This is a genomic window from Metallosphaera sedula DSM 5348, assembly GCF_000016605.1.
GTDB lineage: Archaea > Thermoproteota > Thermoprotei_A > Sulfolobales > Sulfolobaceae > Metallosphaera > Metallosphaera sedula.
Genome location: NC_009440.1, coordinates 313,962 through 327,725, shown reverse-complemented (window position 1 = coordinate 327,725; position 13,764 = coordinate 313,962). Strand labels below are relative to the sequence as shown.

Genomic DNA, 13,764 nt, shown 5'->3' with positions numbered 1-13,764 from the left:
ATTTATTCTGTTGATATTCAAAACATTTATAAATTAGCAAATAATCATAAAAAGTATGGTCAAGAAAGATTCATGTGGTTGCGTTGTAGAGAGGAAGTATGCTTCAGACTTCCTCGTGAGAAGGTTTTACGCCCTGAACGGGGAAAGGGGCTTTAGACTAGTAACTAGGGTTAACCTGGATGGTCAGAGATGGTTTGAGATTTACAGGAGGGGAGAGGAGATAAGGTACAAATCCTCAGAGTGCCCTCTTGTTATCATAGGTTTGGAGGCACTTCTAGAGGCTATGGAGGATGGAGTCACTCCTGAGAACTGGAGGGAGGTCCTAGGAAGGGTAAAGGGGTTGCAGATTAACCATGTCCTTGAGAAGTTAGCTGAGGAGCTAGCTAAGGTGATGGAAGTTGAAAAGAGTAGCGTACATAGTTGAGTCCAACCTTGGCTCCTACATCCTCGGTCAGATGATAGTGCCTCAACTCGAGGAAGGTAGACACGGAGTTGAGGTTAAGGGGATGTTTTTCATTCACGATAACGTTTACATCCCCATGAGGGAGAATCCCCTTGGTCAAAGACTTGAGGAGCTCTCAAAGAAGGGAATATACCTTCAGGCTTGCGATCAGTGCGTATATATGAGGAATATAGCCGATAAACTGATTCCCTCCTGCAAGATAGGATGTTTCCCAGACTTTTACAAGGCAGTTATAGACGACGTTGACCTAGTTATAACTATTTAATAAAAAATAAAGCAAAAGATAGAAACTAGTTATAAATACGCTATTTTTAAAAGATGCTTCACTTGCTTTTATATGAGAGAGTATGAACTATAAGGCGTTATTAATAGCTGGAATAGTCGTGATACTTCTTGTGGGAATAGGTGCAGCTTATATTATGATGAGAAGCAACACCAGCGGTCCCTCCACGTCCACCACGTCTCCTACAACGACCACTACCACCACGACAACCAACACCAGTACCTCAACCACGACCTCGACTCCAAATAACAACTTCTACTTCTTGGCCCTTACGCAAAAGGGGATAGCTCAAGTTCTCAACCCCTTCAGCAGCAGTCAGAGTTTTCTTGGCTTCCAGAGAGTAGAGAATATATCTACTAGTGTGCCCACACAGGTATATTACTGGGAAGAGGTACCTGTTGGAGCATCCATAAAGTACATGTTTATGCCCTTGAATAACGGCACTGTCTTCATTATAAACACGACCAACTTCAAGGTAGTTAAAACTTTACAGGTTGGATCTTCCACAGGTTTCATTGGAGTTGCAATTTCCCCTAACGGTGACTATGCGGCCATAGCTGATGGACCCTCAGGCGAAGTTCTAGTTATTAACATGCAGACGCTTCAGACAGTGTGGAGTCAAAAGTTTGTTTCTCCAACAGGTAAGACGTACTATCCTTGTGACGTCAGATGGACTCCAGATGGGAGCGAACTTCTCATACCCATGAGGTTCAATAACAGTATAGATATCATAAGCGCTAGTAACGGCTCGGTTCTACTAGTGAAACCGACGAGCTTAGGTTCACAACCCTACATGTTAAGCCCCAACGAACAGGGTACGATGGTTGCGGTAGAGTTTGCTGGGAATAACTCTGTGGGATTCTATTCCTTACCCAACCTTCAACTACTTGGAATGGTCCAGATGCCCAAGGGAATGACTCCTCAGAGAGGCGTTTTCACTCCAAATGGACAGTATTACTTAGAGGCGCCAAGCAATAACGACACAGTGGTTGTCATATCTACGTCCAATTTCCAGATAGTTAAGGAGATAGCTCTTCCACAAATCTCTCCCGCAGGTTTAGCGGACATAGAGATCACGCCTGGCGGGAGTTACGCATATGTGGTGATTCACGGAAGCGTTAGCGCTGGAGGTATGATAGTTTTGATCTCCTTGTCCACCCTTTCAGTGTCCTATACTCTACCCCTGACAACTGCCCCCGCGATTGTAATACCAATAAGCCAGAGCATGGGAACCTACCTTGTGGATCAGGTAATGTTACCTCCTGTTACAGGATTGCACTGCTAAGGTGTCATCATGAGACCAATCAACCCTTTTTTCTACGTCTTTCTATTTTTTAATGCGACTGTATTTTTGCCCATTGTAATAAACGGTATTAGAATTGTGAGTCTATGGTATTCTCCGCTTGCAGATACGGGGCAAATTACCTTTGTTAAGCCCTTTCTCGTGTTCGTGATTGCATATCTTGCGGTCTCGGTTATTGTAGGAGTTAGTCTATACAAATCAAGGAGAGGAAGATTCATTCTAGTTCATGGACCCATGAGGCTGAGGGCTGTTCTAAGGGCCACACTTAAGGATAGTGTTGGTAGGGCCATGATAGCTGTGTTTGTACCGGCCTATTACCTGAGTTTCCTCGTGGTGTCTGGCCTCCTCCTTATCCCTAACCTGAACGTTAGTTCCTACTTCATGGGGCTTACTGCAATTACCTACCAGGGAGAGGGTATACCCATGCTTGGAGATCTAGTGCTGAATGTCCCTCTCTTGCTCTTAGGAGTACTCAACGACGTCGTCCTTACTTTATCCCTCATTTTCTCGTATTACGTGATGTCACTCCTTTACGTTTCCAGTTCCGCCATGAAATGGGCGGCCCCCAAGTCTCTTCGCATGGGAACTCTAAATACCACTGCAGGTTTCCTAACTGCTTCCATACCGTCTATCGGGACAATTGCGGGGATATGTTGCCTCTCTCCCACAGCAATGAACTCGCTACTTTACCTGCTTTCGGGCTCATATCCCGCCCTGACCAAGGGGATTACCTGGAAATATGGGGCTTTCATAGCTGGGGCATGGACTGGGGGAATTCTTCAGGCCATACTCTTACTCTCGCCTACAATCGCGGGAATGATCCTTCTAGGCGTGGGAATATGGCAGATAACAGTTATATCCTCTCAACTGGTTAAGAGGTCGATAGGTATTGAAGTCCCTCAGAAATGAGTCCAGCCTCGAGAGACTTATCCTAAGGCTTGCTGTAGCCTCTATCTGGCTCGATGCTGGAGTTTTCAACAAGCTTCTGAACCCAGGTTTCCTTAACGCAGGTTCCACGTCATACATAGGCTTCACTGTGCAGTATCTGGCCGAGGGCTCCCCAATCAGGGGGTTCCTATATGCAGTCGTATTTCCACACGTCTACACCGTGGGAGTTCTAGTGATGATAGGGGAAATAAGCTTCGGCGTCCTCACCCTTCTAGGTCTCATGTCTAGACTAGCTAGCACGGTCGCCCTCTACACCAACCTCATCTATTTCCTTTCAGCCTACTGGACAGGAACGGAGGAGTATGGAATTAACCTTCTCCTAATGCTCCTCAACCTCTACCTGGTCGTGAGGGGGCCTGGTCAATTATCGTTAGACTCGGCGCTTTCAACCCGATTCAAGGTCCTTCAGAACCCTACACCGTGGGCCATAGCTGGTACGGTCATTTACGTGATCGTGATACTTTATCTGCTAATTTACTAAATTTTTACTCTATTTAAAAAACCGTTTAAAAAAGAGCATAACTTAAAAGAATCCCAGGGTAAATGATCTTGGTGATGTAATGTCTTCCGAGCCCCTAAAGGTGAAGGAACCGGACGATCAACTTGATGTCATCGGCGAGTCCTGCCCCGTGCCAGAGATGATGGCCAGTAAGAAGTTAAAGAAGATGAAGCCCGGTCAGGTCCTCGAGGTCATCACGGACCACCAACCTGCAGTAGACGTAACGTTGCCGTCCCTTTGCAAGAACATGGGTTATCCCTATCTCGTGTTGAAGGACGGCGATGTTTACAGGTTTAGAATACTAAAGGTGGGATAGGGTTGGCAACTCCCTCAATGATACTTCAACCTGTTTTTTCTGAGTCCTGGGCTCTCATATTTGGATTGTTTGGGTTAAGCGGGTTTATCCTGGGCTGGGTAGCCCAAAGGGGGAACTATTGCTTTGTGAACGCGATGACGTCGATCTTTACGACAAAGAGCTTCGAGAGATTTGGGGCACTTCTCATCCTTTTTGGTCTCACTGCCCTAGGAACTGGACTTCTCGTGGCCTTTGGGCTAATTCCTCCCGTAGATCAATACTTCAATAACTACTTCGCAGGATGGTACATACTGGTTGGATCATTCATATTCGGCTTTGGTGCAGCACTGGCTGGTGGATGCAACCTTTCCATGCTATACAGGGCCAGTAGCGGTTACGTCCAGAACTGGATTGAGCTATTTGGAATGATGATCGGAACTTACATTTTCGCAGTTGCAATCTGGCCCTTCCAGTCCTATACAATGCAGAGCGGGATTCTCTCCACTAGCTCTGGCGGATACGTAGAGTATTTGCCTTACGTCCTATTCCATTCCGTCTCCAACATGTCAGTTTACATTACCACAATGATAGTGGCGCTTCCACTTCTCTTCTTAGGGATATATCTGCAAATGAGGACGAGAAGCAAGTGGGATAAGTCAGTGAGCATGAAGGGACCTGGTCTAAGTGCGGTTGGAATGAAGGCACTACCAGGTTTACCAGGCCCCTCTTCACCGTCAATCCCCTCTGGACTTAGGCTGAGGCAGGAGGCTAAGGACATGCTCCTTCTCAGGAAGCCCTACGGAACCAATCTCTCCACCGTGATATTAGCACTGGACATGATCTTCGTCTTCATCGTTGGTGCTGGGTACACGTTTAACTACCTGGTAATTACCTCGTCAGACGGGGGAAGGTTCTTCGAATACATCCTCATGCCCTTGGGAATCAACCTATTTACCAACACCCCATGGTTCAACAGTTCCTTGCCTATTGTTGACCCCAGTACCTTAATGGTGGTAATGCTTTGCGTGGGGGCATTTTCTGCCTCATTCTTGAGCGGAGACTTCAAGATCAGGATACCCAAGGACAGGAAGAGGTTGGCCATAGGTTTCGTAGGTGGGATGCTCGTGGGAATAGGTGTAAGAATGGCCCTAGGATGCAACGTTGGATTAATGTGGACAAACTTTGGACAGTTAGGGTATGACGGCTACATTTTCCTAGGTGGAATGCTCGCGGGGATATACCTCGCAGTCAAGGTGCAGGAGAAACTTTAGGGTGAGAAAATGGAGGAAATGGAGAAATCTAAACCTAAAGCTAAACCCTATCCCGTGAGGAGGGTAATAGGACCTCTAGTCCTCTCACTGTTCGCAATAGCGTGGTATCAATTCAGCAAGATTTACTTGACGGGGGCTGACAACATTGCATTGAACCAGGCCAACTTCCTTGTTTACGTTCCACCAGACCAATTGCAGGGTTACCTCGAGGCTACGACGTGGATCTGCTACACCGTGGTTTATGTTGGGTTGATCATGTTTTGGGTTTCCCTGGTGAAATATGTGCAGTCCAAGGAGGTTGGATCATGACTGAAATGTACTCCTTCATGATGATCTCAGGCGAGCACGAAAAGATGATGATGGGAGTGATCACTGCTATTGGTTACGCCTCTAGTGGAAACAAGATATACATGTTCTTCACAATGGACGCGCTTAGGGCGCTCACAGCAGAGTCGGAGAAGATAGTCCTCAACGGTACTAAGACGCTAAAGTATTACCTAGATAACCTAGTGGAACTGGCTGGGGAGGATCTCGAGATAACGGCCTGTGAGTTTGGAATGAGGGTCAAGGGTATACACGAGGACCAGTTCGTGTACAAGGTCAAGGTTGGAGGAGTTTCAGAATTCGCCCTGAAGAGTTCCCAATCAAAAGCCACGCTTATTTTTTAGGACAATCAACTTGATACGTGAACCTTAGAACATTCGTGTTGGGCCCCCTTCACACAAACTGTTACCTTATTTGGGATAAGGGAGAGGCCCTAGTAATTGACCCTGGTGGAGATCCCTCCGAGGTCATCGCTTTTCTGAGAGGAAGTGGCCTGAGGCTCAAGTACATAGTTTCAACCCACGGTCACTTTGACCATGTGCTGGGCGTGAAACCCTTGAAGAGAATTGGGGCCAAGTTCTTGATCAACTTCAAGGATGTGGATTTAATGCCCCTCTACTACGACTGGAGAGAACTTCCACCAGAGCCAGATGACGAACTTAAGGACGGAACGGAGATTAGGGTAGGCGATCTTACCTTGATGGGAATATCCACACCGGGTCACACCATGGGGAGTACCTCAATTCTTGTGGGGCAATCCCTGTTCACTGGGGATACCCTATTCAAGGGAACCGTCGGGAGATATGATCTTGGTGGCGATAGGGATACGCTGAGAGTTACTCTTGAAAAGATCAAAACCATGAACGTTGTGGACGTGTTCCCAGGACACGGAGACAGGACCACATTACAGGATGAAGTTAGATCCAATCCCTTCCTGAATGGGGTTCTAGGTCCGGACGACTGGTGACGTGTGAACGTCGTTAAGACGACTTCCTATTCGGCCTAGAACCGCATTAGCTGTACATTTTAAACGTTCACTATATAACTTGCAGTGAACAATTAATTTTTCTACATATAATATTACTATTCCCCGTCCTCTATCTAGGGCTACACACCTTGATGAACGTTAATAGACTACTACCTTAGTACTATGATAATTAACAGTTAACGGCTATTATTAGGATCTATTATAGTAATAGTTATATAGAAATAACACTAGAACTTATACTATGGATAAAGAAGAATTGCTCACCCGACTTCTAGTGGAGCATGGAATGCCTACCAGAGGCTTTGAAAGTATAGAAAGGGGTATAAGGATAAGGTTCATGGACAACAGCTACGTAGATATCATGGATTCCGGTGTCACCCTGTTATATATAGCTAGGAGAATTGGATGTGAGAGGGTTCTAGAACTGAGGGATAGAATCAAGGAATATCTCACCAGATTGTCCTCTCTAAACGTGATTGCCGGTATAGAGGTATTAAGCGAGGGGTGTTATCTTGCACTTCTTCGAAAGCTAGATTTCAAAATTTCAATGGAAGATCCTAATGAACAGGATCTATCCAAGATATGGGTCGAGTACGTGAGAACATTAAAATTACTACCTTTGATTACTGGAACGAGGATGAGTTAATCGTAAGTGGTTCTAGCCTGTTCCCTCATGAATGATAGCAAGTAATAGGGTCCACCTGCATTTCTCCCGGTCCACCCTGAATCCTTCCATCCTCCAAAGGGTTGAACTCCAGGCATGGCACCCGTGGTCGAACCGGACTCCCTATTCGCGTAAGTTACCCCTGCCTCAACGTTCTTGAAGAAGTACTCTACCTCTTCCGTGTCCTGCGAGAATATGCCTGCCGTAAGACCATAATCTACATCATTAACAAGCCTTATGGCCTCCTTCAGGTTTTGGACTTCCTTCACTAGGACTATGGGGACGAAGAGTTCAGTCCTCCACAGGGAACTGGTGTAGGGGAGATCCACGATTATGGTGGGCTCCACCAGATAACTTCGCGTGTCCTCCCTAACTCTCCCGCCAGTGATGACTCTGCCACCCTCGGATATGGCTTGATCCACATACCTTCTAAACTTGTCCACCGCTCCCTTGTTAATTAGGGGTCCCAGGAACGTTGACTTCTGCCTAGGATCTCCTATCTGTGCTGTCTCAGTACGAGCCTTGAACCTAGCCAAGAATTCCTGATAAATTGAGCTCTCCACGAAAACCCTCGAGGTCGCACTGCACTTCTGACCCCCAAATCCGAAGGCTCCCCTAAATGTTCCCTCAACAGCTTTCCTTAGGTCTGCCTTCGCTGTGATGACTGTGGCGTTCTTTCCCCCGAGTTCCAACACGGCTGGCCTGGGCTTCAGGCTTATGAATTGCTTCAGAAGCCTATGTCCCACCTCCCTTGAACCCGTGAAGGCGAACCCTGCTATGTCAAGGTTTTCCTCCATGACCTTGGAAACCACCTCGCCTGGAGAAGTTACGTAGTTCACCACCTCTGCTGAGAAGCCAGCTCTTCTCAACGTAGTCACAAGCTTATACGCTGAGAGCGGTGTGTCAGAGGAAGGTTTAACTACGACGGTATTTCCAGTGATCAGGGCACCTAGGGTCATGGTTGCAGTTATGGCCAGAGGGAAATTGAAGGGAGAGATTATCAACCAAGGACCGTAGGGCCTCATAACAGAGATCCCGTGTTCTCCCTTGACTATCCTGCCCTCCATCTCCCGGGTATAACCCCTGTTCTCCTCAAGGAGTTGAGCGTAATAGTTGAAGTAGTCTATGGTTTCATCAACCTCAGCAACGGCCTCATATCTGTTTTTACCATTCTCAAAGGTGATCGTAGCTGCCAGCTCATACTTCATTCTCCTGAGCTCGTTGGCAGCCTTGACCGTGAGCTCAACCCTGTCCCTCCAATCTGAGTCCTTCCAATCCCTATAGGATTCCCTAGCCAACTTTATGGCGCTTCTCAAGAGCTCCCCATCATCTCTCTGGAAAACTCCTAAGGTGAGAGAAGTGTCTACTGGCGACCTAACGTTAAACTTAGAGGGAGTCCTTAACTCCTTGTCTCCTATGAGGATTGGATATTCCTGCCCTAGCTGTTCCTCAACTCTCCTTATCCCTTCGTCCACCAGCTTGTGAAACTCTTCCTCCCTATTCTCCTGTAAATAGCGTTGATAGGTTCTCTCATTTACAAATGGCATATTATAGTATCCGCCCTAAAATAATAAAGTTGTAACTCCTTTTGGGAGTTCTACTAGAGAAGAGCAACGAATCCCCTTTTATTCCTGGATCATGAATACATCATGTGGTTGTGAAGGAAATTATTTACAAGCATATTGTTGATGACGAGTTTAAGCAACCGTATGAAGGTGAGTATTGGCCTTCCAAGATCTGGAATTGCCTGAGGAAGCAGTACTATGATAGGACTTCGCCTGTTCTTTCTGGAATTGATTCAGCGAGGTTTACTGTCCTGGGAGAGGCGCTTCACGAACTCGTAGCTGAGATACTGAAGAAGGAGGATAGCGTGAAGGTCACCAGTGAACTACCCTTGAGGATCCCTCACCCGACCAACCACGAAATAGTGATCTCGGGAAGGGCTGATGACCTCATCGTGATTGAATTCACGAAGGAGAGGTACCTTGTGGAGGTTAAGAGCGTGGATAACCTTCAGCACAAGGTTAGGAACGGGTACTTACCAAGACTCGAACATAGGGCTCAACTCAATCTCTACATGAAGGCCTTTCCCAAGTCGAAGGGAGTTCTCCTTTACGTGGATAGGTCCAACTTCGAAATGGAGGAGTTTATCCTCGATTTCGATGAGCAACTCTATCTGAAAACTATGGAGAGAGCTGAACTCCTTCATAGGGCTATCAAGGAAAGGAAAGTTCCAGAACCTGAGGCTAAGTTAAGGGATGATATGAGGTGGCAGTGTGATTTTTGCCTGTATAGGGCCAAATGTGATAAGGATAGTTAACCTTGAGACTTGATTAAATTGCTGTAAACTCCAGAGTTAGAACATTTGCACATACAGTCTCGGTAATCAACTTTGGGATCTTCATCACAGGAAGGCCTCTACGACGAACTTAATCATTGCCTTCTATACTTTTTGTCTCTCACTAGGAGCTATCTCCTTATGAGACCATATATTAGTATGCCAAGTCCCACAAAGAATACTACAACGCCCAGAATGAACGCCAGTCCTCCAGCTTCTATGGAGGAGTTCAACTGGGTCATAACAAGGGTTACCTGCATAGGGGTAGTGGAGTTATCTTCAACATATACACTTGGGGAAGTTCCGTTGATGAGTAGGGCCTCGACGTTTTTGGACGATGATGTAGTGATGACATTACCCGTAATCTCCACTTTCGGTGGTAACGATGTATTATAACCTATGCTCACGCTATTGACCCCGCTCTTAAGGGGGAAAGTCTTTCCTTGACTCGGTGATAGCGAAACCTGGGTTATCTGAATCCCAGACTTGGCTAGAAAGAATCCCCCAATCGCTATCGCTAGTCCAATTAAAAGAATTATACCCCCCACGATAACTACGTTTCTTCTCATGACATAGTTTATCAATCCGTTATATAAAATCTTAAGCCAAAGACTGATAGGAAAAAATTAACTTATAGTGAAATTAGCTATTGCCATTGACTTCTGACTGATTGCTGGTGTGTACAACTTGACGTGGTAAGTTCCTGGGCTGAGGTGAATTGGAAGGAGTAGTTGGAACTGAGCCTCACTTCCGAGAACTATGGCAAACCCTGTGTACCAGTTAACATAATCCTTCTTGTTCTCATTCCATGGAGCTTGAATTACCTTGACCGTGTAGTTGGCGATTTCCGAGGAATTCAGATAAGTATGCCACGTTGAGTTGTAAATTTCCATGAGAGGAGCTGATGCTGGATACGCGTCTGGACCGTTCACGTCAGTAATATTCATTATCAACAGCGTCTGATTACCCTGATCCTTAGCTGTGATGTAGGTTATTTCTAGCTTAGGCAACTTCGAGTAATTAACCAGTGGTCCCACGACATTACCATATGCCCATTGACCTGTGCCTAGAATGAATCCAATGACAAGGATTCCAAACACTAGAGCTATGATGGATGTTCTATCCAATTTGATCACCACAGCTTTATCATGTTGAGTATGGGAATCCTCTTGGAAAGAGGCCTGTCGCCAAACTTCTTGTAAAGGACGCTATCTAACCCGAATACCCTACCCGTAGCAGTAAGCATTAGCACTACGGAACCTGCTGTGAGAAGAGCACCTATTTGCCATTCATCTTCACAAGTGGATCCTAACCAGTAAGCTGGTGCGAAACCCACTGACATGAAGAGCGCAGCTAGAGCTGATAACCTAGTTAAGAATCCTATCACAAGAAATAGCCCAGCAATTATCTCTATGTAGCTAAATGCTGTTAGGAACGTAACGTCGAGTCCCCTATTCTCCAATGTCATTAAAAGAAAGGGCTTGAAGGGACCTGCATGTGGCAGGAAGTTTACTAACTTCCCTCCAACGAAGGAGGAGGAGTTCGGATCCAACTTAGCTGGCTTTAGCACGGCCTTCCTAAGTCCTCCATCGAGAAACATCCATCCCACTGCGAACCTGATAGGGAACAAGTACTCCATCCTCGTTGAATTTCCGGGATTCAAACCCTGTTTCTCCGCCATGTTATCACTGAATCAAGCTTTGGGAGAGGTAATTTAAATTTTTCTTAAATAAAGTTAAAACTATAAAAACTTAAATAGCTAACTATCATTCATTTTTCCATTTCGAGAGAAAGAACTTTATAATGCCGATGTGTTTTAAATTACATCAGAGTCGTGACTCTCGCGTATACGTGAAGGAAATTCTTACGCATGTTTTTATTGATCATTAACACCGTGTAATTATGGAAAACCAAAAACAAATGCCACCAGGGCAACGTCCCATCAAGAGGTTCATATACTACGCGGCCCTTGGTGTCCCTGAGGTTAACGTAGAGGAGTACAGGTTCAAGATAACAGGGATGGTAGAGAGGGAGTTAAGCTTCACCTACCAGGAACTTCTGAACATGATGGACATGGAGTACAAGAGGGATTTCCACTGCGTCACCGGTTGGAGCGTTCTGGATGTGTCCTGGAAAGGAATAAACTTGAAAAGACTCGTGGAAAGGGCCTCCCCAAAGCCTGAGGCAAAGTGGGTGATATTCTACTCACTGGATGGATATACTGCTACGGTACCTCTTGAAGACGTAATGAATGAGGACTCAATCCTAGTCCTAATGATGAATGGCAGACCCCTAACAAAGGAGGAGGGATTTCCAGCCAGGCCATTCTTTCCTCACCTTTATGGATGGAAGAGTGCAAAGTGGGTAACCGCAATGGAACTTATCCCTGAGTACGTGGACGGATATTGGGAGGAAAGGGGATATCACGAGAGGGGCAACGTGTGGGATGAGGAAAGGTTCAAGGGATTCTGGGGAAGGCATAGTAAAAAGAGACCTATTATCTAGTTATCTTCCACCTTCTTCGCTTTCAAGTCCCTCTTCGGGGGCAGAGGCCTCTCCCTCTTCGGGGGCAGAGGCCTCTTTGTGGTAGAGATAGTTTCTCTCCCTCAATCCCTGATATATTCCCAGTGGATAGAAAAGAACTAGAGACACTATAACAGTAATTAGGGTTGCGGTCAAATATGGTACCAACGAGAGTGCTCCATCTGATCCTATATAGGTCATGAAGGTTAAGAACGCTATATAGCCAATATACCAAGTAGACTCCTTTAGTCCCTCAGTTACCTTTCCCACTATCCCCAATATGGCCGTAATTATGGCGAGAATGATGACTGAATACGGAACCGCAGGCCATCCGCTCCAAAATACGATAAGTGAGGATGCAGCAAAGGCAATTGGGGAGATGATAGATCCTCCTTTAATCTTCCACTTAGTCACTCCCTGCATCCTCAGTACCATCATGGCAACCGGATTGGTAGCGAAACCAATGTACCCTGCAACTGTTGCATCATCTATAAGACCGTAAATGCTAGGCACTGGAGCGAAAAGGAATGCTATGACTGCCCCCACTATGGCAAAGAGTATCAGACCCCAATAGGGTATTGCGTACTTACTATGAAGAGCCTTAAACTTCTCGTGAAGGAACCCAGATCTTGCCGAAGCAAACAGAACCCTAGCTCCGCCTCCCATGTATACGTAACCCGTTAGGAAAGGCCCCACTATACCCCCAATAAGCAAGAGCAGAAGAGCTATCTGACCTAGACCGGAATGATGGGTACTAGCTAGAACAATGAAGGGATTCCCCACCACCTTGTTTAGGGACGCCCAGTTCCCAGGTGTAAGTCCTAGCTTTGTCCAGTCTAGATTGGCTATGAAAGTGAAATCAAAGAGCAGATAAACTAGACCTTCTCCAATCACCGTTATGATAAGTGCATAAATTAAGTATGTCTTTTTCTTAACTTCCTCTGCGAAATCCGGTATTACTCTGGCACCTCCAAAGGCGAACATGGCATAGGGCATTGAAGAAAATATTCCGGCAACTCCAAAGGGCAGAAAGCCATAGGCTGTGAAGTTCTTGACGTTGAAGAAGACTAGCAGGAGGAGAAACGCCGGCAAGATGTAAATGATGTATTTTACTGTTCCAAATCCTGACGTGATTCTAGAGAAGGTCTTCACTCCGTAATAGTTGAAGGGAATGTAAGCAAACATAAGGATAACTCCTACAATGGCCCCCTCAAGGGTGGGAAATCCTTGGGAATCGAGTAAGGATGGGAAAATGTAGTCGAGTCCCTCTATTGTGGCGAATGCCTCTATGGGAGGAATGAACAAGTACCAAAGAAGATCCGCCATGGCGTTAATTAAGTTGGTTACAGCTCCATGACTATAAATTGAATATCTGGATGGACCTCCCGCCTCTGCATAGGTTTGTGATAATTCTATGTATGTTATTGAAATAGTTACGTAGAATAGAATAGCTATTATCCAAGCAATTAAGCTTCCTGGCCCTGCTACCTCCGTCATTTGTAATGGACTAAAGAATATGGCAGTAGCTACGGCAGAGGCTAAGCCTATGATTATTAGTGAAGTTAATCCAATTTCTTTTTTCATTCCTTTACCGTCGGACATAAAGGTAACATACCATTAATGTTATTTAAGTCTTCCTAGGAAATTTAGATTAATAAGTAATTTTTATATTATAGTAGACCTTTTATTTAAGACCGATGTAAATTTAGATTATAAATATTAAGTTAATAATGTTAAAGTATATCAAGATTTATCATGACTAAAATGTTCTCTCTGATTATGATTTTTAATTTTAAACATAACTAATAAGATATTATCTCGGAACATCAATATATACCAATCGAAATACCAGAAGCTACATGTCG

The 13,764-nt window shown here is 45.4% G+C and carries 18 protein-coding genes; 13 read left to right on the top strand and 5 right to left on the bottom strand.

Annotation, left to right across the window (positions count from 1 at the left end):
* Positions 1-55: 55 nt before the first annotated feature.
* The 11 genes from MSED_RS01950 to MSED_RS01900 all read left to right on the top strand — a co-directional run bounded on the left by MSED_RS01950 (position 56) and on the right by MSED_RS01900 (position 7,020).
* The gene (locus MSED_RS01950; protein ID WP_012020343.1) at positions 56-424 is read left to right on the top strand and encodes a hypothetical protein; all 369 of its coding nucleotides are present in this window, start codon (positions 56-58) and stop codon (positions 422-424) included.
* Positions 399-728 (top strand): DsrE family protein, encoded by a 330-nt coding sequence (locus tag MSED_RS01945; RefSeq protein WP_012020342.1) that lies wholly within the window; start codon positions 399-401, stop codon positions 726-728. The genes MSED_RS01950 and MSED_RS01945 overlap by 26 nt, the downstream gene beginning before the upstream one ends.
* Positions 729-810: 82 nt before the next feature.
* The gene (locus tag MSED_RS01940) at positions 811-2,031 is read left to right on the top strand and encodes a YncE family protein (protein WP_048059962.1); all 1,221 of its coding nucleotides are present in this window, start codon (positions 811-813) and stop codon (positions 2,029-2,031) included.
* 66 nt (positions 2,032-2,097) lie between these two features.
* Entirely contained in the window at positions 2,098-2,958 is an 861-nt protein-coding gene (locus MSED_RS01935) for a hypothetical protein (RefSeq protein WP_155464918.1), read from the top strand.
* Positions 2,939-3,478, top strand: coding sequence for a TQO small subunit DoxD (locus MSED_RS01930; protein WP_011921519.1), 540 nt, complete (start codon positions 2,939-2,941; stop codon positions 3,476-3,478). The genes MSED_RS01935 and MSED_RS01930 overlap by 20 nt, the downstream gene beginning before the upstream one ends.
* 79 nt (positions 3,479-3,557) lie before the next feature.
* On the top strand, positions 3,558-3,812 hold the full coding sequence (locus MSED_RS01925) for a sulfurtransferase TusA family protein (RefSeq protein ID WP_011921518.1): 255 nt from the start codon (positions 3,558-3,560) through the stop codon (positions 3,810-3,812).
* A 17-nt stretch (positions 3,813-3,829) separates the two neighbouring features.
* Positions 3,830-5,062 carry a YeeE/YedE family protein gene (locus tag MSED_RS01920; protein ID WP_048060233.1) on the top strand — a complete coding sequence of 411 codons (1,233 nt, stop codon included), beginning with the start codon at positions 3,830-3,832 and terminating at the stop codon, positions 5,060-5,062.
* A gap of 9 nt (positions 5,063-5,071) precedes the next feature.
* Positions 5,072-5,371, top strand: a complete 300-nt coding sequence (locus MSED_RS01915) for a hypothetical protein (protein WP_011921516.1) — start codon at positions 5,072-5,074, stop codon at positions 5,369-5,371.
* Positions 5,368-5,730 carry a DsrE family protein gene (locus MSED_RS01910; protein WP_011921515.1) on the top strand — a complete coding sequence of 121 codons (363 nt, stop codon included), beginning with the start codon at positions 5,368-5,370 and terminating at the stop codon, positions 5,728-5,730. The genes MSED_RS01915 and MSED_RS01910 overlap by 4 nt, the downstream gene beginning before the upstream one ends.
* Before the next feature lie 17 nt (positions 5,731-5,747).
* Entirely contained in the window at positions 5,748-6,353 is a 606-nt protein-coding gene (locus MSED_RS01905; protein WP_011921514.1) for an MBL fold metallo-hydrolase, read from the top strand.
* Between the two features lie 262 nt (positions 6,354-6,615).
* On the top strand, positions 6,616-7,020 hold the full coding sequence (locus tag MSED_RS01900; RefSeq protein WP_048059961.1) for a hypothetical protein: 405 nt from the start codon (positions 6,616-6,618) through the stop codon (positions 7,018-7,020).
* On the opposite strand, the gene MSED_RS01895 is transcribed toward MSED_RS01900, so the two are convergent.
* Positions 7,017-8,585, bottom strand: a complete 1,569-nt coding sequence (locus MSED_RS01895; protein WP_011921512.1) for an L-glutamate gamma-semialdehyde dehydrogenase — start codon at positions 8,583-8,585, stop codon at positions 7,017-7,019. The two genes, MSED_RS01900 and MSED_RS01895, sit on opposite strands and share 4 nt — an antisense overlap.
* 104 nt (positions 8,586-8,689) lie before the next feature.
* On the opposite strand from MSED_RS01895, the gene MSED_RS01890 reads away from it, so the two are divergent.
* Entirely contained in the window at positions 8,690-9,358 is a 669-nt protein-coding gene (locus MSED_RS01890; RefSeq protein WP_011921511.1) for a PD-(D/E)XK nuclease family protein, read from the top strand.
* Positions 9,359-9,507: 149 nt separating this feature from the next.
* On the opposite strand, the gene MSED_RS01885 is transcribed toward MSED_RS01890, so the two are convergent.
* The 3 genes from MSED_RS01885 to doxD are packed head-to-tail and all read right to left on the bottom strand — an operon-like array spanning position 9,508 to position 11,057.
* Positions 9,508-9,945, bottom strand: a complete 438-nt coding sequence (locus MSED_RS01885; RefSeq protein WP_011921510.1) for a hypothetical protein — start codon at positions 9,943-9,945, stop codon at positions 9,508-9,510.
* Positions 9,946-10,002: 57 nt separating this feature from the next.
* Positions 10,003-10,503 (bottom strand): thiosulfate:quinone oxidoreductase small subunit, encoded by a 501-nt coding sequence (doxA, locus tag MSED_RS01880; protein WP_011921509.1) that lies wholly within the window; start codon positions 10,501-10,503, stop codon positions 10,003-10,005.
* Between the two features lie 5 nt (positions 10,504-10,508).
* Positions 10,509-11,057, bottom strand: coding sequence for a thiosulfate:quinone oxidoreductase large subunit (gene doxD / locus MSED_RS01875; protein ID WP_011921508.1), 549 nt, complete (start codon positions 11,055-11,057; stop codon positions 10,509-10,511).
* Positions 11,058-11,278: 221 nt separating this feature from the next.
* Here doxD and MSED_RS01870 point away from each other — a divergent pair, with 221 nt between their 5' ends.
* A complete protein-coding gene (locus MSED_RS01870) occupies positions 11,279-11,881 on the top strand; it encodes a sulfite oxidase-like oxidoreductase (RefSeq protein WP_011921507.1) in 603 nt (200 codons plus the stop codon).
* Here the strand turns inward: MSED_RS01870 and MSED_RS01865 are convergent, their stop codons facing one another.
* A complete protein-coding gene (locus tag MSED_RS01865; RefSeq protein ID WP_011921506.1) occupies positions 11,882-13,501 on the bottom strand; it encodes an APC family permease in 1,620 nt (539 codons plus the stop codon). It abuts the gene before it with no gap.
* Positions 13,502-13,764 lie beyond the last annotated feature (263 nt).

What these genes read in the sequence shown, in the direction of transcription:
- MSED_RS01950 (WP_012020343.1), top strand. Translation starts at nt 56, where the DNA reads ATGGTCAAGAAAGATTCATGTGGTTGCGTTGTAGAGAGGAAGTATGCT.
- MSED_RS01940 (WP_048059962.1), top strand. Translation starts at nt 811, where the DNA reads ATGAACTATAAGGCGTTATTAATAGCTGGAATAGTCGTGATACTTCTT.
- MSED_RS01925 (WP_011921518.1), top strand. Translation starts at nt 3,558, where the DNA reads ATGTCTTCCGAGCCCCTAAAGGTGAAGGAACCGGACGATCAACTTGAT.
- MSED_RS01920 (WP_048060233.1), top strand. Translation starts at nt 3,830, where the DNA reads ATGATACTTCAACCTGTTTTTTCTGAGTCCTGGGCTCTCATATTTGGA.
- MSED_RS01915 (WP_011921516.1), top strand. Translation starts at nt 5,072, where the DNA reads ATGGAGGAAATGGAGAAATCTAAACCTAAAGCTAAACCCTATCCCGTG.
- MSED_RS01910 (WP_011921515.1), top strand. Translation starts at nt 5,368, where the DNA reads ATGACTGAAATGTACTCCTTCATGATGATCTCAGGCGAGCACGAAAAG.
- MSED_RS01900 (WP_048059961.1), top strand. Translation starts at nt 6,616, where the DNA reads ATGGATAAAGAAGAATTGCTCACCCGACTTCTAGTGGAGCATGGAATG.
- MSED_RS01895 (WP_011921512.1), bottom strand. Translation starts at nt 8,585, where the DNA reads ATGCCATTTGTAAATGAGAGAACCTATCAACGCTATTTACAGGAGAAT.
- MSED_RS01885 (WP_011921510.1), bottom strand. Translation starts at nt 9,945, where the DNA reads ATGAGAAGAAACGTAGTTATCGTGGGGGGTATAATTCTTTTAATTGGA.
- doxD (WP_011921508.1), bottom strand. Translation starts at nt 11,057, where the DNA reads ATGGCGGAGAAACAGGGTTTGAATCCCGGAAATTCAACGAGGATGGAG.
- MSED_RS01870 (WP_011921507.1), top strand. Translation starts at nt 11,279, where the DNA reads ATGGAAAACCAAAAACAAATGCCACCAGGGCAACGTCCCATCAAGAGG.
- MSED_RS01865 (WP_011921506.1), bottom strand. Translation starts at nt 13,501, where the DNA reads ATGTCCGACGGTAAAGGAATGAAAAAAGAAATTGGATTAACTTCACTA.